Genomic DNA, 18,835 nt, shown 5'->3' on the forward strand with positions numbered 1-18,835 from the left:
TCGGCCATGTACTGATTCCATTGGTGCGTGGCCATGCCGAATGACGCGGCGGTCCATGCCTTGTCGATGGCGACGTCGACAGTCAGGAATGGCGCCGTATCCGCGCGCTCGAAAGCGCGCAGGTGACCGCCTGCATCGGTAATTGCGATCGTCGCGGCGAATCCTCGCGCGGCGCACGCGCGGCGCGCTTCGGCTATCAATGCTTGTGCGGCGTCCAGGCTGATTGCAGTCGTGTTGATGATTTGCGATGTCATGGTGATGTCCGGCCGTTGTCAAAAGGGTTCAGTGGTTGGCAAGGACGACCTTGCCGATCATGTTGCCTGCCTCGACCAGCGCATGCGCTTCGATCAGACTTGCGGCGTTGATGCCGTCGATGCGTCGGGTCAGGGTGTGCTTGAGGCGGCCCTGGTCGACCAGCTGCGCCGCGCGACGCAGCAAGGCGTGCTGCCGTGCGAGGGTGTCCGTGGTGAACATTGCGCGGGTGAACATCAGCTCCCAGTGAATCGAGATGGATTTCCCCTTGAACGGACCGATGTCCAGATCCACCGGGTCGTCGACGAGCGCGAACTGGCCCTCCGGGCGCAGCACCGCGGCAATTTGAGGCACATAAGCGGCGCTGTTGTTCAACCCTGCAACGTGGGTGACGTGCTCGATGCCGAGCGCGGCCAACTGGGGCTCCCAAGCCTGATTGTGATCGAGGACGTGATGCGCGCCATGGGCCAGCACCCACTCGCGGGTTTGCGGCCGCGAGGCCGTGCCGATGACGGTCATGCCAGTCAACTCGCGCGCCAGTTGGGTCAGAATCGAGCCGACGCCGCCCGCCGCGCCAATGACCAGCAACACGTTGTTGTCGGTCGGGTCCGCTGTCTGAACACGCAGGCGGTCGAACAGCAGCTCCCACGCAGTGATCGTCGTCAGCGGCAACGACGCGGCCTCTGCGAAGTCGAGGGATGCCGGCATGGGGCCGACGATGCGTTCGTCCACGGCGTGCAGTTCGCTGTTGCTGCCGGGCCGCGTGAGGTCACCGGCGTACCATACGCGGTCGCCCGGCTTGAAGTGCGTGGCCAGCGGACCGGTTGCACGGACGATGCCCGCCGCGTCCCAGCCAGCGATGCGCGCACCGCCCTCCGGAATATCTCCACCGCGACGGATCTTGGTATCGACCGGGTTCACCGACACCGCTTTCACTTCCACCAACAGATCATGGTCGCGCAACTCCGGCGTCGGCAGCTCAATGTCCTGCAGCGCCTGAGGGTGGCTGATGGGATGGTTCTGATAGAAGCCGATGGCTTTCATTGACGTGTCCTCCAAGAGTGAGTGAGAGCATGTTATCTTTCGTCGAAATACGGATAAATGCCCGCGGAGCCCAAACACTTTCGGCATTTCAATGAAAATGATTCGACTCGATGACGTTCAGATCTTCGTGCACACGGTCGACTACGGCAGCTTCTCGGAGGCGGCGCGCCAGCTGAATATTGCGCCCGCACAGGCGAGTGCGTCAGTGCAGCGGCTCGAAAAGGCGCTGGACACGCGCCTGTTCACCCGTTCGACGCGCAGCATGCAGCTATCGGAAGCTGGAGAGCGTTATCTACCGCACGCGCGGGTCATGATTGGTGCGCTGGAGCAAGGCGAGCAGGCCCTGGCAAACGGCCGGGAGGCGCTGTCCGGCCCGCTGCGGCTGTCCGCTCCGTCTGACTTTGGTCGAAACCTGCTGTTGCCCTGGCTGGATGACTTTCAGCACTTGCACCCCGGTTTATCGCTGCACGTGAGAATGAGCGATCGTGCGGCCGACCTCGTCCGCCAGCCGCTGGATGCCGTCGTACGCTACGGAGCGCTGCCTGATTCGTCTCTCGTGGCCATGAAGCTGGTCGACAACAACCGACGTGCAGTGTGCGCCGCGCCCTCGTACCTCGAACGGCATTGCGCGCCGTCAAAGGTCGAGGATTTACGGCGACACAACTGCCTGCGGTACGTCTGGAGTGAACAGGTTCATGAACGCTGGCGCTTTACGCCGCCGGGCGGTGAGCGCACCGTGGCGGTCACAGGCAATCGCATCAGCGATGACGCCGACGCCGTTCGCCGCTGGGCCGTTGCGGGGGAAGGCATTGTCTATAAGTCGCGACTGGACTTGATCGACGATTTGAAGGCAGGTCGACTGGTGGAGTTATTTCCCTCGGCGTATTGCGAGCCTGCGCCGCTGCACCTGATCTGTGCTCACCGTGCGCAACTATCGCCGGCGATCAACCAGTTGCATGCCTTCCTGCGCGAGCGCTGCGCTGCATTGCTTGGCAGCCATCCTGATGAACCGCCCTGCAGTGCGTGAATCAATCCTTCGCCCACGCAGCGGCCATGGCAACCGCAAAATCGCGATAAGACCTAGGCGGGCGTCCCAGTAGGGTCGACAAGCGCCCGAGCTCTTCCGTCGAAGCCACTGCACCGTTTTGCTGGTATCGCTGCATCATCAAGCGCATGTCATACGCCAGCCACGCCGGCGCGACTGACTTCAAACGCTGCTCGAGAATATCGAGATCGTCACCGCCATAGCGAACCTGGCGTTCGAGTGCATCCGCCCAGATACGGACAATGGATTCCGCCGTCAGCGCGTCCGGGCCGACCAGTTCGTACGTTTCTCGTGGTAGCGGATTGGCAGCGAGCTCGCGCCGCAGCAACTCTTTGGCTGCTGCCTCTCCGATATCGCGAACGTCCACCATGGAAATGCCCTTCTCGCCAATCGGCATCCCATAGATGCCGTGCTCCAGCAGCGCATCTTTCTGCCGCACATCGTTCTGAATGAAGTACGCGGGACGAAGCACAGTCGCCGGCATGTCGCACTGCTCGATCATGCGCTCGACTGCGTGCTTGCCCGTGAAGTGTGGCACGTCGACATACTCTGCGCCCTTGAATACGGACAGATACACCACGCCATTCACATGCGACTCTCGCGCGATGCTCAAGGCCTGCAGCGCCTGAGTCAGTTCCTCTGCGGCGTTTGGCGCCAGCAAGAACAACGTGCTGATGCCCTTCATGGCTTGCCGTACCGAATCCACATCGGACAAGTCGCCTTTGATTGCCCTGATGCCGTCAGCAAATTGGGCTTTCTCGGGCGAACGCGTCAGGGCGTGCACTTGAACCCCGCGGCCTTGCAGGTGTTCAAGAACTTCCTTACCCACTGTGCCCGTACTTCCAGTAACAAGAATTGTCATGACTGTCTCTCGAATGAAAGGCCCAAAGCGGCCCGGTGAAGACAGGTTATTCGTTCCGAATTTGATTCGATAGATATAGAATCGAAACACCTCGTCTCAAAAATAGAACTTTCATGAATTTAATGGCGCTTGCTGATTTCAATGCGGTCGCCGTTCACGGCGGCTTCGGCCCAGCTGGCCGCGCGCTGGACCGGCCCAAGGCCACGCTATCGCGGCATGTAGCCGAGTTGGAAGACGAACTCGGAGTGAGGTTGATCGAGCGCGGCTCGAGACGAATGCGCCTGACGGAAGATGGCATCGCTCTCCATGAGCGCACTCGAGGCCTTCTGGCAGAGCTCGAGGAGGCGGGCGACGCGGTGGCCTCGCGTGCGCCCGTCGCACGTGGACGGCTGCGCATCAGTGCTCCCATCGTTTTCGCCCACGTCGTGCTGTGCAGGATCGCTGCGCGCTTCGCGTTGGCCTACCCGCAGGTCGAGGTCGAGATTGTCGCGGAAGATCGTGTCGTGGATCCGGTGGAAGACGGCTATGACCTGGTGATTCGTGTCAATCCGCCGCGAGACGAGCTACTCGTGGGAAGGCGCATTCTTGACGATGAGCGATGGCTTGTGGCAACACCGGCCTTATCGGTTCCTGCGATGCGCAAACAGGATGTGAGTCCGTTTCCGGTCCCGGCGGTCTTGTCGGTGGCTGCGCCATCGGAAGCGATCTGGAGCGTACGGACGAAATCCAAAGGTACGAAGACATTTGAGCCGATGCCGGTCCTCCGGCTATCGTCGCTACTGATGGTGCGCGAGGCCGTTCTCGCCGGCGCGGGATCGGCGATGTTGCCGAGACTGCTAGTCGAAGAAGATGTGATGGCCGGACGACTCGTCTGCTGGGGTAAAGAAGAGGATTCGCCGGTGGAGATATGGGCCCTTTACCATTCTCGCCGGCTGCTGAGCCTCAAGGTCCGAGCATTCCTGGATGCGCTTCAGGATTTACCCGCGCGAGCGTGAGAAAACGTGGCGGTGTGCGACGGTAGAGGGCGGCTTTCAAGGCACAACGGACCTTCGCTTAGTCTCATCCAAAGATGAGAGCTCGGCCATTGCCGACATCGACGTGACGGCGTCGATGAGGTGGATATCGGTCATCTTTTTCAGCTATTGCGCAGCCGACTTGAAACGAGGGCGTCTCTCGTTTGCCTGTGCCTCGAACTCGAGCGCTACCTTCGCAAGGTCTGCCAGAAGCCTTTCATGGGTGCGCCAAAAGATGTCCGGTGCTTCCTTCGCCAACTCGATCCAGAGCGGCCCTTGCATCGTCTCTTCAGTCCAGAGGTGACAACCGTCGGATGTCGGCGTGATGATCCACGCGTGATAGGCCGTGGAGTCTCTCGAAGTCTTCGGACCGCCGCCCCAGGCGATGCGGGAGATGGGATCGAACTCCTGTACCGATGCAGCGACGTCCTGGCCAGCAAGATTCGTTTCGAAACGCGTGCCGGCTCGCAACAGTTCGTGTCCGTCCAGCAGTTCGACGTCCTTGACGCCAGGATAGAAACGAGACCACGCCTTGGGATCAACGAGAAGAGACCAGATGGTTTCGGGCGAAACGGCAACCTCGAGCTCATTCGTGAAATGGATGGGCGAGCGGCTTGGCGTCATGTCCGCTGGCCAACGGATCACTTCGAACAGATTGTTTTTCATGATTGGGGTTCAGGTTTGATTTGAAGTTTCCCGGGCATCGGTTCAGATGATCGCGCGGATGACACCGCCATCGACGCGCAATGCCGCGCCCGTGGTGCCGGAGGCCTGCTCGGAGCAGACATACACCACCATGTTGGCGACTTCTTCCGTCGATGTGAACCGGTTGAGCAGCGTGGTCGGTCGCATCGTTTTCAGGAAGTTCTGCTCCGCCTCATCCTGCGTGATGCCCTGCTCCAGCGCGGTAGCTTTCATCCAGTTGCCGAGAATTTCCGAGCGGGTCGGCCCCGGCAGCACTGCGTTGACGGTCACCCCACTGCCGCTCACCAATTCTGCAAGTCCCCTCGATACCGCGAGTTGCGCCGTCTTGGTCATGCCGTAGTCGATCATCTCTTTGGGAATCATGATCGCGGATTCGCTGCTGATGAACACGACCCGTCCCCAGCCGCGCTGGACCATGCCCGGCAGATAATGCCGTGCAGCGCGCACTCCGCTCATCACATTGAGCTGGAAGAGGTCGAGCCATTCGCTATCGCGCTGCTTGAAGAAATCATTCGGATGAGCCGTGCCGAGGTTATTCACGAGAATGTCGGCGTCCGCCGCTTGCGCGACAAGCACGGCCGATCCTTCCGAGGTCGAAAGATCAGCCGCGATGCCGGTCAATTCGGCATCGGGCACGACGGCCCGGATCTCCTGTAGTGCGGTCGCGACTCGCGCTTCGGTGCGTCCGTTGATCACGACCAACGCACCCGCACGGGCAAGGCCCTCGGCGATCGCGCGGCCGATGCCCGCAGTCGAGCCAGTCACGATGGCCCTGCGGCCTTTGAGTTCGATCTTCATGGATGTTTTTCTCTGGATGAGGACGGCCGAGCAATCGTTCCGCCGATCCGGTTTATCGACACGGGCAGTCGCACGATCACCCGGCGTTCTTCGCGACTTCGGCCTCCGCGCGACGCGCGAGCCGCTCGACCCAATCCTGGTGATAGCGATAGAGCCCACCGGGATGCTGTCTTCCGAGCACATCGAGAAACCACGGCCCTTGCTGCGTCTCTTCCGTCAGCACGTGGCAGCCATCGTCGGTCGGTGTGATTACCCAGCCGTGGTAAGCGCTAGAACCGGTCTCGTCGCCGTCGACGGTGGTCGCCCAGGCGAGCCTTCGGTTCGGCACGCATTCGGTCACCTCGAGGCTCATCGGGAAGCCAACCGTCACGCGGCGGTAATGAGTTCCAAAAGCCAGTTCCGACTCGCCGGACAGGATCTCAACCTGGTCTTCGGATGGGAAATAGCTCGCCCAGTTTTTCGCGTCGATGAGCAGTTTCCACACCACTTCGGGCGGCGCTTTCACGTCGATATCGTTGAGCGCGTAGATGGCCGACGTTTTCGGGTCGTAGCGCTCCGGCCAGATGACATGGTCGTACATGGTTTATTGCTCCTTCTTATAGGTCATAAAAACTCCTGGGCTGATGCGCTTCACAAGAACGTCGCTGCGTTGGGAGAAAATCATCGCAGCACGCCACGCATCTGGGAAGCCGGGATATCGAGATACAATCCATCTACCTCAGAGATGGATGGCGCACCAATGCTGGATGGGATCTCGCTGGATCAACTCAGAACCTTCATCGCCGCCGTGGATGAGGGCAGTTTCTCGGCGGCCGCCCGCAAGCTCAACCGTGTGCAGTCAGCGGTGAGCGGCTGGGTCGGCGGCCTGGAAGATCAACTGGACGTCGTGCTATTCGACCGCACGGGCCGATTCCCGAAGCTCACGCCGGAGGGCGTGCAGTTGCTCGCCGACGCCCGCAACATCGTTGCCGGCGTGGACACGCTGAAGGCACGCGCTAGGCTGATGACTTCGGGCGTGGAGGCGGAACTATCGGTGGTAGTCGATGTTTTCTTCCCGACGGCAGTGGTCAGTGCCGTCGCGAAGGCATTCGCAGAGCGGTTTCCGTTGACGCCGCTCCGGCTTTTCGTCGAAGGCTTGGGAGCGGCTTATCAACCCGTTCTCGATGGGCGATGTAGTTTGGGCATCCTGCCGCCCCTGCCACAGCCCTTTCCATCATTGGTCAGCGAGCGAATTGGCCAACTGCCACTGGTCGCCGTTGCTGCGGCATGCCATCCGCTCGCGAGCGTGGGCCATCGAATCCCGCGGCGCGAGTTGGCTAAACATGTCCAACTGGTGCTGACGGACCGGTCCGATCTCACCGCTGGCCGTGACTTCGGGGTTGCTTCGGCTTCGACTTGGCGTCTCGCGGACCTGTCCACAAAATATGCGTTTCTTAAAGACTGCGTGGGATGGGGAGGGATGCCCTTGCACATGGTCGAGAAGGACATCGCGGCGGGTACGCTTGTGGTGCTGGACGTGGACGACATGCCGCCCAGCGGCTGGATGCTGACCATGTCGGTGTATCACCAGCCGTCGCAGCCGCCGGGACCTGCGGGTAAATGGTTCGTCGACCATCTGAAGACCCTGTGGGAGCGATCTGACGCCGTACCAATGCCCTTTTCAACCAGGTGAACCTGACGCCAGTGAGCGCGGCAGTAGAAGCAGCCCCAACGTGAGGAGCGCGGGTCACTCGCCCTTTCGAATCAGCGACCGCGCACTACGCCGGCGTTGGTCTTCCCACCCCGTGCGAAGGATGACGATTGCCAAGGAGCTCGACGAGCCGTGTCTCGCATTTGGAAAACGAATACCCGCGCCGGTGCGAGATCATGAACGTGAGGGCACGCATGTGCCATGCGCGACGTTGGAGTTCGACAAGTGTTCCATTCGCGAGGTCAACCGCCACCATATGATGCGGCATGTGCCCCCAGCACAAGCTTCCCCTGAGCAGATCGTGCTTCGCGCCGAGGTCATTCACCCGCCACTGGCGTTCACTGACGACCCCCTGTTGTGTCTTTTCCGCATCGGGCTGATTGTCCGTGACGACGAGCTGGATGTGCCGGCCAAATTCCTCCCGCGGGATCGGCCCCGCGATTGCGGCCAGCGGATGCGATGGCGCACAGACGGTCACCATTTGCGCTTCACATAGATACTGCCGTTCTATGCTACCGGGGCTCAGCTCCGGCACGTCCGCGATTGTCACAGCCAATGCACAGGTGGCTTCGAGAACCAAACGCTCGCCGCCCTGCATGGTCGTCATGCGCAGATTGATTGCAACCGTTGGAAAGTCCGCCTGCACGGTGCGCAGGCATTCAATCAGGTGCGCACGCGGAAAATAGGTGTCCACGGCAATCGAGACCTGTGGAACCCCGGCTTCAGCAATCGAAACCGCGCGCATCTTCATTTCGTCGGTGCGCGAGATCACCCCACGAGCATCAGGCAGGAGACTGCGGCCCGCAGCCGTAAGCGTCGCTTTGCGGGTGTTGCGCTCGAACAGCACCACATCAAAGGCACTCTCGAGCGCGTTGATCGCGTGACTGATCGCCGACTGTGCACGCCTCAGCTCCCGAGCAGCCCCGGAAAAGCTTCCTTCGTCACACACGGCGACGAACGCCCGAAGTTGATTGATGGTGACGTTGTCGAGCATATATATCTAGAAAATAGATGGCACTTATAGATATTCGGTCAATTGGATTCATGAATCAAGAGGTCCAGAATCGTGTTGGTCACTTTTCTTTCGAAGGATGCATGACATGAACAGACTGACTGGAAAGGCCATTGGGTGACCGGCCAAACGATTGATGCGAGCGGCGGCTACAAGCTCTGACCGCGCCGAGAGACGAGGGAGAAACATATGAATTACGCCATCATTGGCTTCGGGAAGATCGGCCACGCACTTGCCAAGGCGTTCGCCCGCAACGGCATCGAAGTGGCCGTTGCAACCACGCGCGACCCGGAAAGCTTTGCAGCCGATGCGGCCGCGATCGGACCCACGATTATTCCCAAAACCCTGGCGGAAGCCGTCAAGGCGGACATCATCTTTTTGGCAGTCCGTTTTGAATCGCACCGGGAGGTGGTAAAAGCACTGCCCGACTGGAAGGGGAAGACAGTCATCGACGCGATGAACACGCAGGCCCCGCTCGAGGAACTGGGCGGTCTCCCGTCCTCTTCGTTCATCGCGAAGGCGTTCACCGGAGCCAGGCTGGTGAAAGGCTTCAACCATCTGGTCGCTGCCGTCCTTGACCAGGATCCGGCCGTACACGGTGGCAGGAGGGTCGTGTTTCTGGCGAGCGACGATGACGGCGCTGCAGCGGAGATTGGTGCGCTTGCGCAAGGGCTCGGTTTCGCGCCCATCCAACTCGGCGGGCTTTCTGAAGGCGGACTACTTGTGCATGCGCGCGGGAAAAGCTGGGGGCACCTGATCTTCAAGGACTTGATCGCGTTCGACCGATGAACGAGCGTCTCCGGATGTTTCGCTGCGTCGAATGGCCGATAGCCGGGCGCAGCCGACGTTCGAATGTCCGAACGGCAAGTCGCCGGAATGACGTCTCATGGCCGAACGCGGCCCGTGACGACGGACCGAAGTCGACCCGCTGGCGTCGTTCGATGAAGCGTGACGTCTTCGGCAGCTTTCAGGGTGAAGCGGCTATCGCTTTCTTAGGCCCGTTGCTAATCAGACCAGCACGCCACCGCCGTCCACAATTATCGTCTGTCCCGTAGCATAGCGATTGGACATCAAATAGACGTACGTTTGCGCGAGGTCCTCCGCCTCGCCGACACGACCGACTGGCAAGGCCGCGCCGCTCGCGGCGTAGAGCGCTTCCCGCTCGAATTCCGGCAAGTTATCCCACAGCGGCGTGCGCACCAAACCGGGACTCACAAGGTTGACGCGAATAGGCGCCAATTCCACCGCGAGTGCCCGTGTGAGACCTTCCATCGCGCTGCAGACGCTGGCCAGCGCCACCCAACCGTTTTGTGGCCGCAAGCTCGCAATACCGCTGGTCAACACCACTGAGCCGCCGGGACGGAGATACGGCGCCGCATGTTTGACGGCGGCAATTGCGCCGAATACTCGCACTTCGAAAATCTGTCGGACCGTAGCGAGGTCCATGTCGGCGAGCGCCCCGATTTTCAACGAATCCCCCGCGCTGTAGACCAGATGGTCGAAAGCGCCGACTTGCCCGAACAACGCGCGCACGGCGGACTCGTTACTCAGATCGACCGTGTATCCCTTGACCCGGTCGCCGAGTCTCGCGACGGCTTCGGCGACTCGCTCACTGCGCGATGAAACAACGCTCACCGAGGAGCCGGCTGCAAGCGCGGCCTCGGCCGTGGCAAGGCCGATTCCCGAGGTGCCGCCCAGCAGGACGACGTGTTGATGCTGAAGGTTCGTGCTTGCAATAGTCATGGTGAGTCCTCGATGTGGATTGTGAGTGAAGCCATCACCCGAGTATTATTCTTTAGCCTTTCTTGATAAACGCCGTATTTCTTCGAACACTCCTTAATAGAGCTTGCGAATGGATCGATTCTCCAGCATGGCGATATTTGCACGCGTGGTCGAGCGCGGCAGCTTTACCGCCGCGGCCGAAGGCAGCGGTATGACGCCCACGATGGTCGGCAACCATATCCGCGAGTTGGAGCGACGACTCGCAGGCCGGCTGCTGAATCGCACGACGCGGCGTCAAAGCCTGACCGAACTCGGCAAGCGCTATCACTCGCGATGCCTTGAAATTCTGGCGCTGGTGGACTCCGCCGAGATGGACGCGCGAGAAATGCAGAGCAACCCGCGTGGCCGGTTGCGGGTGAGTTGCCCGGTTATCTATGGCACGCGTGTGCTCGTACCGGCGCTCTCCACCTACCTCGACCGCTACCCCGAGGTTCAGGTCGAGCTGTCCCTTAGCGATCGTTTCGTCGATCTGGCGGAAGAAGGTTTCGACGCCGCCATCCGCGCCGGGGTACTACCGGACTCGGGCTTGATTGCGCGGCCGTTGAGCCATTCGCCGCGTATCGCCTGCGCATCACCGGCCTATCTGGCGCGCCATGGGCGGCCGCAGGTGCCCGCCGACCTGGCGCAGCACAACTGCCTGGCTTTCATGGTCGCGAGTGGACCCGAACGCGAATGGCGTTTCCTACGTCCGGGTGGCAATGGCGTGGAGCGCGTCGCAGTGCGTGGCCGTCTCGATGTCAATGGCGGACTCGCGCTTCGCGAAGCCGCGCTCGCGGGACTGGGGGTGGTTTTTCAACCTCAGGTAATGCTGCAGGAAGATCTGGATGCGGGTCGGCTCGTTCGTCTTTTTCCCGACTGGCCGGCGCAGACCTGGCCCATCCATGTCGTGCATTTGCCCGATGCGCGCATGCCACCGAAGCTGGCCAGTTTTATCGCCTTCCTCCAGGAAACGTTGGGGCACGACAGCGGAACGTAGACTGGCCATGTTATGCGAAAGCGGCCTTTAGCTACTCAGCAGCGGGTTTCTGTGACGGCCTCGATGGCGCGTCTGATCGCGGCAGCGTCAATCACCGCCGCCGCACAATAAGTCGATGCACCCGCCTGCCCGAAGACTGGTTCACTGTCTCGGCATCAAGCAAGAATTCCGCATCGCCAAGCCCATTCCTGACCAGTGCCGCGTCGAATCCAGCGTAGAGTCGGCCAGCGGCATCGCGCGTTGAAGCCGTTCCTGCCACTCGCCAGCTTAGATACAGCGTCCCCGCGGGCCTGAGAACACTGAATAGGCGTGCGCAGGCTTGGGTAACTTCATCTGGTGGCAAATGCATGATGACGGTTTCGCACAATACGTTGTCGTATGTTTCTCTGCCGATGGTGTCCAGCGTGGGAAGCGCGGCACGCTTGAAAACCAGCGACGGATAATCGGCCGTGGCTTGCGCAAGTAGCCCCTCGGCGGCCTCAAAGCCAACGGCGGGGAAGCCGTGATCGTTTAGCCACGCAACGTCACGGCCAGCGCCACAACCGATGTCGGCAGTTGTGCCGCCCAAGGTGAAGTAGCGATGCAACAGCGCGTACATGTCAGTCGGCGGGGGCTGATCGCGCCACTCACCCGCAAATCGGCTCGCGCCTGCGGAGTAGACTTCGACGGTCTGTTCGTCCATGGCAAAGGCCCCGGATCAAGTTGTGACAATTGAGGCCGGACGAACCGCTGCGGGCTTGCCCAGTCGCGTTGCCGTGACGATGATGGTCTCCACGCTGACCGAATATTTATAGTATCTGCGTACGCTGCCTAGTGGGGAAGGCAAGTCGTTATCCCGGTATAGCTCGTGACAGGCTCGCCGCATCTACGTTCTGGGCGATCTTCGGCCAATGCCGGATGCGATGTGAGCGCAGAGCGAGTCCGCGACGGCCATCGACGAAGTCTAAAGCCATAGGCAAATCTGCCGATATTCAATACATAAAAGCCGACGAGGAGCGGTACGTGAGGCAAGGCGACTGGACGTGGGGTGCGGCAACGCGTGTTTGGTGGGCGTTTACTTGGCGAGCGGTGCTCGTTGGTTTTTTTCTCGCACTCTTTGTCGGCTTTCTCGTCGGCGTCGTGGAAGGCGCGCTGGGTGTTGGACGTCACCCAGCGCACGTCGTACTAGTCGGTATGGCATGCGCGATCCCCGCAAGCGTGTGGGCGATGCGTTCTGCCCTTAAACGAACTTACCCGGGCTTCCGGATCACATTCACGAGCGCACATTAGAAATTGATGGGACCCATCATCGTTTACCAAAGCCGCGGAAAGCTCACCGCCTTGCTATTCGGCTCATTTCTCCTCGCTGTCTTGTGTGTACTATTGCTGGCGCGAAATCCAGCCTCGATGAGTGTCAGTTCGACGATAGCAGTAGCTACCGGCATCCCGTTTTTTAGTGCATGCGGTTTGTTCTACCTATCCCGGCTACTGTGGAGAAAGCCCGCAATTATCATCAACAATGAAGGGCTCGCGGACCAGGCGTCGGCTGCATCAGTAGGATTAATTCGATGGGCAGATATTACAGACGCGAGGATTATTGCTTTGACCTCCCGCAGTTCGCGACAAAAGTATCTGGGTGTCTCGCTGCGCAATCCGGACGACTATTTGGCAAAGTGCGGTCCGTTAACTAGGGCAATCTTGCGGGCAAACGTACGCCTTAGTGGATACGTTGTGAATATTCCACAGGCGGCTTTGTCTGTAGGGCTCGACGTAGTCTTGGCACACATGGAGTTTTATCTTCAGCAGCGCGGCGGCCACGAGAATCATTCTAAATAAGGCGCACCGGGCAATTTAGAATTGCGCGCGCGTGATTTATTTGTGATCTCAACCCTCAGGAATTTTGAGGCCCCGTTCCCTCTCGATTGGCAATCCAGTGCGTGGCCCCCCTTACGGGGACGGCTTCTCGCGGATCACGGTACCTCGATACCGCCAGCGATACCGAATGTCATGCTCCGCAGTTGACGACCGTTGTTGGACTGCACTAGAGGATCAATGCTCGCTTTGCTGTGACATCAGCCATGATCGCCCTTCCCTTTGCCACGCGGCAGCCGGACGCGCTGAGGCAACGCCGCGCTAGCCAACGACTGCCCCACTGTATCGTGGGCAGCGTCGGCAACCTCCTGTAATCCGCCTAGGAGGCCAAGCGCCTGCAGCACGCCTGCATAGATGCCGATGCTCACGCCCGGATCTCCAGCCTCAACGCGCTGCATCGTCATTTCCATCATCTTGCCGGCCTCCTCTCGACCGGACCGCGATCCCGCCCTGGGTGACCGGACCGGGGGTGGAGTCCTCGATGACTTGAGACGGCGCCACATTGCCCCTTGCCCCCGGCGCGAACGCGAGAATGCGCAGGTTCGGCTCGGAAACAAAGAGCCGCCCGTCGGAGGAGATGGCAATCTTGTTTCCTCCCGGTGCGCTAGGGCCACTGATTCCCGTGGCTGGACCGCTGATTGTCCGTACCGGCGGCACGTCGCCGTTCGCCTTGGCGGCGAAAACGCTCACCTGGATCTGCGTCAGGTCGTTGGTCGCGTTGTAGACGAATAATTCGTCCGTACCGGGATCGACAGCGAGCGTCATGTTGCTCCTCGCAAAAACTCCGGCACCCGGCAGCAGGCCAGTTTTGCTACCCGTGAGGCTGCGCAGAAGCGGCGGCGAGGTAATGTTCCGGCTCGTGCCAAACGTGTCGATGATCGCCGCCCCCCGTATGTCATAACCCGCAATCAGCAGATTGTCCTCGTTGTCAACGGCGACGCTCGCGTACTGGATGACATTCGGATCAGTAAGGTGAATCGGATTGGCCAGAGGCCCGGAACTGTTGTTGGGAACGACGTACACACCTGCCTCGGAGGGGCGAACGCTCAGGACGAAGTCGTTGAGGTAGGAGTCCACCGCGATGCTGAGCAGATCGTTCGTCATCGTCAACATGAACGAGCGACTGGGCGCCTCATTGCCCTCGGCCTTCCGCGGAAAGATGTCGACGGTGCTGTTGGTGAGAAACTGCGCGACGTGAAAGAAGTGGTTCTTGCTGATCACCATCGGCCCGGCGGTTTCGAGGGTGGTGAGCGGCCCTTGCAGCACCTGGCAGGGCTCGGTCGCTCCATTGGCGCGCAAGGAGTAGCCGCGAATCTGATCTTGGAGAGCGAGGAAGACGGCGTCGTTGGGGCAGGCAGCCTGCGCCAGTTGGACCCCGAACAGCGTGCTGACGATGGCGACACATAGCGCAAGTTTCATGACACGCCTCCTTGGTCATATTGTGCGAATGCGCCAATCAAGCATAGACGCCGGGCGAAGGCCGAACGAACTTCCGCCAGCTGGAACCTGTGTTTTGGCGGGCAATGCGAGGGAACACCCACCGATATCGAACGGTAGTCCGCGATACGCTTCGCAAGCGACGAGCGAATAGGACATAACACAGGCGACCTCTGCCCGCACCGCGCAGACGACGCACTGGAAATCTGCCGATGTTCGCGAGGTTCGCTCCGGAGCCACTGCCGCATCAGTAATCGCATGCGGCAGCGCTCCGTTTGTCGAGGCCGAAGTCGTTGCAGAGCGCGCTGTTACGCTGCCTTCACAGCGCGTTCGGCGCCGCCCTCCCATCAAGCACCGCAGCGACGTTGTCGAGCGCGGTGAACCCCATCTGGTCGCGCGTCTCGATCGTCGCGCTCGCCATGTGCGGCGACAGAAACACATTGTCGAGCGCGGTAAAGCGCGGATCGATATTGGGCTCGTTCCGATAGACGTCGAGCCCCGCACCGAACAACCGACGCGACGCCAACGCATCGTACAGCGCATCCTCGTCGACGAGACTGCCGCGCGCGGCATTCACGAACACTGCACCGTCGCGCAGCAATCGGAACTCACGGCGCGTCATCAACGGCGTGCCGCCGCCCGGCACGTGCAGCGAGAGGATGTCGCACTGCGGCAGCAGCGTGTCCAGATCCGCACAATAGCGGGCACCCGCCTCGATCTCGGGCGGTGCGGGCCGCCGGTCGGTGTAGACGATCTTCATTCCGAAGCCTCGCGCACGCTGCGCGACCGCCCGACCGATCCGGCCGAAACCGACGATCCCGAGCGTCTTGCCGTTCACGCGCGTACCGAGCAGGTCGGTCATGCCGAACGACTTGCCCCACCCGGCGCGCACGATGCGCTCGTACTCCGACGCACGCCGGCATGCGGCCAAAATCAGCAGCAGCGTGAAATCGGCCGTGCAGTCGGTCAGCGCGTCCGGTGCGTTGCTGACCACGATTCCCCGAGCGTGCGCGGCGGCGACGTCCATGTGGTCGGTACCCGCACTCGCGTTCGCGATGATCTTTACACACGACGGCAACGCCTCGATGTGCTCGGCCTGCAGCCCCGATCTCTTGCCGATCAGCAATGCCGGCGTCTGGTAGCGGTTGCAGAACTCGACGACGGACGCCGCATCCATGTCGGCGTGCGTTACATAGGCGTTGAACTCTGATTGCGCGCGCGTTCCCACCGCGGCGGGAACGCGTCGCGCAACCAGCAGGCGGGGGCGATTCTTGTTAGGCATGGTCTCGTCCTTGGATCGGAAAACGGAACACAGCCTACGAAGCGCAGTCGGCACGGGTCAATATTGATCGGTTCGATCAACATATTCGCGCGGCATTGCGTCGCCGGATTTGCCGAACGGTTCCGAGTCTGTCGTCTGTCATCTGTGACGCCGTACGAGCGCGCGACCGACGCATCCGCGAACTCAGGAAAACCCTCACGCGTCCCAGTCCGGACGGGGACTTTGATATTGATTGAAAGAATCAAGATTGCTTGCGAATCGCCGCCGCGCAATGCTCTTTGCATGTTCAACGAACTGAAGACGAGGTCGGGAAAATGCAGGCAGAGAAAAAAGTCGCGGCGGTGACGGGCGCCGGCAGACGCGGCTGACCCGACGAACGTCCGCGCACACGGCAACCGCGCGGGCCCATCAATCAGGAGATAGGAGACGACATTGAAAACCGCAGAAGAGCAGGTTTCGGTCATGTGCGAGCTCGACGCGCACGCAAGTATCGCAAGAAGATCGAGGGTGCGCTACGGCGTGCTCTCGATGCTGCTGGTGGCCACTATCCTCAACTACGTCGACCGCTCGGCGCTCGGCATCGTCGCGCCCGCGCTGTCGAAGGATCTCGCGCTCACCCGCGTGCAGATGGGCGAGCTGTTCGCCGTGTTCGGCCTCGCCTACTCGCTTGCGCTGCTGCCCGCAGGCGTGCTCGCCGACATGCTCGGATCCCGCATCGCGTATGCGCTGTCGCTCGTCGGCTGGTCGCTGGCGACGCTGACGCAAGGGCTCGCGCACGGCTACCACATGCTGCTTGGATCACGCCTGGCGATGGGGGCGCTCGAGGCGCCCGCGTTTCCGTCGAATGCGCGCGCGGTGACGATGTGGTTCCCGGTCCAGGAACGCGGCTTCGCGACGAGCGTGTACGTGATGGGCCAATACGTGGGCACGCCGCTCTTCACCGGACTGCTGCTATGGATTTCGTCGGCGTTCGGCTGGCGTGCCGTCTTCTTCGCGACGGGCACGTTCGGCATCGTGCTCAGCGTCGTCTGGTATCGGCTTTATCGCGATCCGTCGCGGCATCGCAACGTCAATGCGGCTGAGCTGCAGTACATCACCGAAGGGCGTCCCGTGGTGACCGCGCGCGATCGATTCGACTGGCGCATGGCGCTGCGCCTGCTCGGCTACCGGCAGATCCTCGCGATCTGTCTCGGCAAGTTCTGCAACAACACGCTACTGGTGTTCTTCACGACCTGGTTCATGACCTATCTGGTGGAGGAGCGGCACATGTCGATGATCAAGGTCGGTTTCTTCCAAGCGATGCCTTTCATCGGCGCGACGTTGGGAATCCTGATCGCCGGCTATCTGTCCGATCTTTGCATCCGGCGCGGGGTGTCCATGTCGTCGTCGCGCAAGGCGCCGCTCGTGATCGGCACCTTCCTCGGCGCATCCATCGTGCTCGTCAACTGCGTGCATTCGAATGCGCTGGTGATTGCTATCCTGACCGTCGCGTTCTTTGCACAGGGCATCGGTTCGATGTCTTGGGCGGCCGTGTCAGAGATCGCGCCGAAACGCTATGTCGGGCTCACCAGCAGCATCACGAGCCTCGCCGCGAATATCGCAGCGATCACTACGCCGCTGATGATTGGCTATGTCACGCAGCGTACCGGCAACTTTTTCTGGGCGCTGAACCTGATGGGTGCGATCTGCCTCCTCGGCACACTGTCGTACTCGGTGCTGCTCGGCAAGCTATCGCGTATCGAGCTCTGAGCCGCTCGCCGTGACATTCAACCGAACCCGGTCTATAGTCGGCGCAAGCGGCCGGGCGCCGACCGCATCGCCATCGCAACTCACCATGCAGAACTGGATCACCCTGACGGAGGCGGCGCGGCGGCTCGGCGTGCGGGCGCAGACCATCTATGCGTACGCGAGCCGCGGCAGCATCGCCGTGATGCAGGATCCCGACGATCCGCGCAAGAGCCTGTATCGCGCGGAGGACGTGATCGCGCTGTGCCGCAAGAAACAGGTCGGCCGCAAGCGCGCGGCGCTGGCAGCCAGCACGATCTTCGGCGCCGAGCCGTGTATTTACAGCGGCATCACCACGTTTTCCAAAGGCCGCGCGTGGTATCGCGGCCGCGACAGCATTCAGCTTGCCGATACGGCGACGCTCGAGGAAACGGCTGCCCTGCTCTGGCAGGCCACAACGCCCGTGTCGTTCGACGCGCCCGCGGTCGCGCTGCCGCCCGGCGAGCGCGATCGGCAATGCGCGTTCACGATGCTCGCGATGCTGGCCGCGCACGGCCACTCGACGCTCGGCCGACTCGACCGCGCGTTGCACACCGAGGCCGGACAGCTCGTCGCGATCGTGTCGCGCGCGTTCGGCGCGCATGACGATGCCAGTGCAAGCCCGCTCCGGATCCATCAGCGGCTCGCGGCCGGCTGGGGCCTCGACAGCCGTAGTGCGGACCTGCTGCGCCGCGCGATGGTGCTGGTCACCGATCACGAGATCACGAGTTCAGCATTCGCCGCGCGCATCACCGCATCGACCGGCGCGTCACTCGCGGGCTGTCTGCTGACGGGGCTCACAACGTTGTCGGGCCCGCTGCACGGCGACGCGTCGGGACGCGTGCGCGCGGTATTCGACGACGTGCAACGATTAGGCGCCGCGTGTGTGGTCGATCATCACCTGAAGTCCGCGATCCCGATTCCCGGTTTCGGCCATCATCTTTACCCCGACGGCGATCCGCGCGCGGCCGCGTTGCTCGCGCGGCTCGGTCCACCGGCGGAACTGGCGCACTTCATCGACAAGGTCACGACGCTCACTGGCCAGCGGCCGACCATCGATGTCGCCCTGGCGATGCTGTCGGTGCAACTTCAGTTGCCGCGCGATGCGGCGTTCGGATTGTTCGCGATCGCGCGAAGCGTCGGGCTTCTCGCACACTGCATCGAGCAACTGCGCGTGGGCAAGGTGATCCGACCGCGCAGCCGCTATACGGGGCCGGCGCTCGACGAGCGGCATCTGCGGCCCGACGCGGAGGACGACGGCAAATTGCCGAAAGCCAGTGTGATTGAGAAGAATCGGGTATTCAAGATAGTGGAGTAACACT

General features: G+C 61.4%; 20 protein-coding genes. 8 read left to right on the plus strand and 12 right to left on the minus strand.

Features of this window, described 5'->3' with window-relative positions; genetic code table 11:
• Positions 1-254, minus strand: a 254-nt coding sequence (locus VGL01_RS10420) for a heme-binding protein (RefSeq protein ID WP_331568960.1), incomplete at its 3' end; no start/stop codon positions are given.
• A 28-nt stretch (positions 255-282) separates the two neighbouring features.
• Entirely contained in the window at positions 283-1,296 is a 1,014-nt protein-coding gene (locus tag VGL01_RS10425) for a zinc-binding alcohol dehydrogenase family protein (RefSeq protein WP_331568962.1), read from the minus strand.
• A 97-nt stretch (positions 1,297-1,393) separates the two neighbouring features.
• Here VGL01_RS10425 and VGL01_RS10430 point away from each other — a divergent pair, with 97 nt between their 5' ends.
• Complete coding sequence (locus tag VGL01_RS10430; RefSeq protein WP_331569008.1) at positions 1,394-2,323, plus strand: LysR family transcriptional regulator; 930 nt, start codon at positions 1,394-1,396, stop codon at positions 2,321-2,323.
• Between the two features lies 1 nt (position 2,324).
• On the opposite strand, the gene VGL01_RS10435 is transcribed toward VGL01_RS10430, so the two are convergent.
• Positions 2,325-3,203: an SDR family oxidoreductase gene (locus VGL01_RS10435; RefSeq protein ID WP_331568964.1), complete on the minus strand. Its 879-nt coding sequence runs from the start codon at positions 3,201-3,203 to the stop codon at positions 2,325-2,327.
• Between the two features lie 113 nt (positions 3,204-3,316).
• Between VGL01_RS10435 and VGL01_RS10440 the strand changes: the two genes are divergently transcribed.
• Positions 3,317-4,198, plus strand: coding sequence for a LysR family transcriptional regulator (locus VGL01_RS10440; RefSeq protein ID WP_331568966.1), 882 nt, complete (start codon positions 3,317-3,319; stop codon positions 4,196-4,198).
• A 144-nt stretch (positions 4,199-4,342) separates the two neighbouring features.
• Here VGL01_RS10440 and VGL01_RS10445 read toward each other — a convergent pair whose 3' ends face one another.
• From VGL01_RS10445 to VGL01_RS10455, 3 genes are all read right to left on the minus strand, one after another.
• Positions 4,343-4,882, minus strand: a complete 540-nt coding sequence (locus tag VGL01_RS10445) for an SRPBCC domain-containing protein (RefSeq protein ID WP_331568968.1) — start codon at positions 4,880-4,882, stop codon at positions 4,343-4,345.
• Positions 4,883-4,924: 42 nt separating this feature from the next.
• Entirely contained in the window at positions 4,925-5,719 is a 795-nt protein-coding gene (locus tag VGL01_RS10450) for an SDR family NAD(P)-dependent oxidoreductase (protein WP_331569010.1), read from the minus strand.
• A gap of 76 nt (positions 5,720-5,795) precedes the next feature.
• Positions 5,796-6,299 carry an SRPBCC domain-containing protein gene (locus VGL01_RS10455; protein ID WP_331568970.1) on the minus strand — a complete coding sequence of 168 codons (504 nt, stop codon included), beginning with the start codon at positions 6,297-6,299 and terminating at the stop codon, positions 5,796-5,798.
• 159 nt (positions 6,300-6,458) lie between these two features.
• Here VGL01_RS10455 and VGL01_RS10460 point away from each other — a divergent pair, with 159 nt between their 5' ends.
• Entirely contained in the window at positions 6,459-7,391 is a 933-nt protein-coding gene (locus VGL01_RS10460; protein ID WP_331568972.1) for a LysR family transcriptional regulator, read from the plus strand.
• 85 nt (positions 7,392-7,476) lie between these two features.
• On the opposite strand, the gene VGL01_RS10465 is transcribed toward VGL01_RS10460, so the two are convergent.
• Complete coding sequence (locus tag VGL01_RS10465; RefSeq protein ID WP_331568973.1) at positions 7,477-8,403, minus strand: LysR family transcriptional regulator; 927 nt, start codon at positions 8,401-8,403, stop codon at positions 7,477-7,479.
• A gap of 207 nt (positions 8,404-8,610) precedes the next feature.
• Between VGL01_RS10465 and VGL01_RS10470 the strand changes: the two genes are divergently transcribed.
• Complete coding sequence (locus VGL01_RS10470) at positions 8,611-9,210, plus strand: NADPH-dependent F420 reductase (RefSeq protein WP_331568974.1); 600 nt, start codon at positions 8,611-8,613, stop codon at positions 9,208-9,210.
• 219 nt (positions 9,211-9,429) lie between these two features.
• On the opposite strand, the gene VGL01_RS10475 is transcribed toward VGL01_RS10470, so the two are convergent.
• Positions 9,430-10,164, minus strand: coding sequence for an SDR family oxidoreductase (locus tag VGL01_RS10475; RefSeq protein WP_331568975.1), 735 nt, complete (start codon positions 10,162-10,164; stop codon positions 9,430-9,432).
• 109 nt (positions 10,165-10,273) lie between these two features.
• On the opposite strand from VGL01_RS10475, the gene VGL01_RS10480 reads away from it, so the two are divergent.
• Complete coding sequence (locus VGL01_RS10480; RefSeq protein WP_331568977.1) at positions 10,274-11,179, plus strand: LysR family transcriptional regulator; 906 nt, start codon at positions 10,274-10,276, stop codon at positions 11,177-11,179.
• A 91-nt stretch (positions 11,180-11,270) separates the two neighbouring features.
• Here the strand turns inward: VGL01_RS10480 and VGL01_RS10485 are convergent, their stop codons facing one another.
• On the minus strand, positions 11,271-11,861 hold the full coding sequence (locus tag VGL01_RS10485) for a class I SAM-dependent methyltransferase (RefSeq protein ID WP_331568979.1): 591 nt from the start codon (positions 11,859-11,861) through the stop codon (positions 11,271-11,273).
• Positions 11,862-12,454: 593 nt separating this feature from the next.
• Between VGL01_RS10485 and VGL01_RS26140 the strand changes: the two genes are divergently transcribed.
• On the plus strand, positions 12,455-12,994 hold the full coding sequence (locus tag VGL01_RS26140; protein ID WP_414720218.1) for an STM3941 family protein: 540 nt from the start codon (positions 12,455-12,457) through the stop codon (positions 12,992-12,994).
• A gap of 236 nt (positions 12,995-13,230) precedes the next feature.
• Here VGL01_RS26140 and VGL01_RS10490 read toward each other — a convergent pair whose 3' ends face one another.
• From VGL01_RS10490 to VGL01_RS10500, 3 genes are all read right to left on the minus strand, one after another.
• Positions 13,231-13,428, minus strand: a complete 198-nt coding sequence (locus VGL01_RS10490; RefSeq protein WP_331568981.1) for an XRE family transcriptional regulator — start codon at positions 13,426-13,428, stop codon at positions 13,231-13,233.
• Positions 13,415-14,449 carry a hypothetical protein gene (locus VGL01_RS10495; protein ID WP_331568983.1) on the minus strand — a complete coding sequence of 345 codons (1,035 nt, stop codon included), beginning with the start codon at positions 14,447-14,449 and terminating at the stop codon, positions 13,415-13,417. The genes VGL01_RS10490 and VGL01_RS10495 overlap by 14 nt, the downstream gene beginning before the upstream one ends.
• Positions 14,450-14,786: 337 nt before the next feature.
• Entirely contained in the window at positions 14,787-15,749 is a 963-nt protein-coding gene (locus tag VGL01_RS10500) for a D-glycerate dehydrogenase (RefSeq protein WP_331568985.1), read from the minus strand.
• Between the two features lie 462 nt (positions 15,750-16,211).
• Here VGL01_RS10500 and VGL01_RS10505 point away from each other — a divergent pair, with 462 nt between their 5' ends.
• Positions 16,212-17,498, plus strand: coding sequence for an MFS transporter (locus VGL01_RS10505; RefSeq protein WP_331569012.1), 1,287 nt, complete (start codon positions 16,212-16,214; stop codon positions 17,496-17,498).
• Positions 17,499-17,583: 85 nt separating this feature from the next.
• Positions 17,584-18,831, plus strand: a complete 1,248-nt coding sequence (locus tag VGL01_RS10510; RefSeq protein ID WP_331568987.1) for a citrate/2-methylcitrate synthase — start codon at positions 17,584-17,586, stop codon at positions 18,829-18,831.
• The last annotated feature ends 4 nt before the right edge of the window (positions 18,832-18,835 follow it).

Origin of the sequence: Trinickia sp. (genome assembly GCF_036503415.1) — a bacterium.
GTDB lineage: Bacteria > Pseudomonadota > Gammaproteobacteria > Burkholderiales > Burkholderiaceae > Trinickia.

Excerpts from the sequence above, each read along its gene's own strand:
- VGL01_RS10505 (WP_331569012.1), top strand. The coding sequence starts at position 16,212 with ATGTGCGAGCTCGACGCGCACGCAAGTATCGCAAGAAGATCGAGGGTG.
- VGL01_RS10495 (WP_331568983.1), bottom strand. The coding sequence starts at position 14,449 with ATGAAACTTGCGCTATGTGTCGCCATCGTCAGCACGCTGTTCGGGGTC.
- VGL01_RS10500 (WP_331568985.1), bottom strand. The coding sequence starts at position 15,749 with ATGCCTAACAAGAATCGCCCCCGCCTGCTGGTTGCGCGACGCGTTCCC.
- VGL01_RS10465 (WP_331568973.1), bottom strand. The coding sequence starts at position 8,403 with ATGCTCGACAACGTCACCATCAATCAACTTCGGGCGTTCGTCGCCGTG.
- VGL01_RS10455 (WP_331568970.1), bottom strand. The coding sequence starts at position 6,299 with ATGTACGACCATGTCATCTGGCCGGAGCGCTACGACCCGAAAACGTCG.
- VGL01_RS10440 (WP_331568966.1), top strand. The coding sequence starts at position 3,317 with ATGAATTTAATGGCGCTTGCTGATTTCAATGCGGTCGCCGTTCACGGC.
- VGL01_RS10470 (WP_331568974.1), top strand. The coding sequence starts at position 8,611 with ATGAATTACGCCATCATTGGCTTCGGGAAGATCGGCCACGCACTTGCC.
- VGL01_RS26140 (WP_414720218.1), top strand. The coding sequence starts at position 12,455 with ATGGGACCCATCATCGTTTACCAAAGCCGCGGAAAGCTCACCGCCTTG.
- VGL01_RS10435 (WP_331568964.1), bottom strand. The coding sequence starts at position 3,203 with ATGACAATTCTTGTTACTGGAAGTACGGGCACAGTGGGTAAGGAAGTT.
- VGL01_RS10450 (WP_331569010.1), bottom strand. The coding sequence starts at position 5,719 with ATGAAGATCGAACTCAAAGGCCGCAGGGCCATCGTGACTGGCTCGACT.
- VGL01_RS10425 (WP_331568962.1), bottom strand. The coding sequence starts at position 1,296 with ATGAAAGCCATCGGCTTCTATCAGAACCATCCCATCAGCCACCCTCAG.
- VGL01_RS10490 (WP_331568981.1), bottom strand. The coding sequence starts at position 13,428 with ATGCAGCGCGTTGAGGCTGGAGATCCGGGCGTGAGCATCGGCATCTAT.
- VGL01_RS10485 (WP_331568979.1), bottom strand. The coding sequence starts at position 11,861 with ATGGACGAACAGACCGTCGAAGTCTACTCCGCAGGCGCGAGCCGATTT.
- VGL01_RS10445 (WP_331568968.1), bottom strand. The coding sequence starts at position 4,882 with ATGAAAAACAATCTGTTCGAAGTGATCCGTTGGCCAGCGGACATGACG.
- VGL01_RS10430 (WP_331569008.1), top strand. The coding sequence starts at position 1,394 with ATGATTCGACTCGATGACGTTCAGATCTTCGTGCACACGGTCGACTAC.
- VGL01_RS10510 (WP_331568987.1), top strand. The coding sequence starts at position 17,584 with ATGCAGAACTGGATCACCCTGACGGAGGCGGCGCGGCGGCTCGGCGTG.
- VGL01_RS10475 (WP_331568975.1), bottom strand. The coding sequence starts at position 10,164 with ATGACTATTGCAAGCACGAACCTTCAGCATCAACACGTCGTCCTGCTG.
- VGL01_RS10480 (WP_331568977.1), top strand. The coding sequence starts at position 10,274 with ATGGATCGATTCTCCAGCATGGCGATATTTGCACGCGTGGTCGAGCGC.
- VGL01_RS10460 (WP_331568972.1), top strand. The coding sequence starts at position 6,459 with ATGCTGGATGGGATCTCGCTGGATCAACTCAGAACCTTCATCGCCGCC.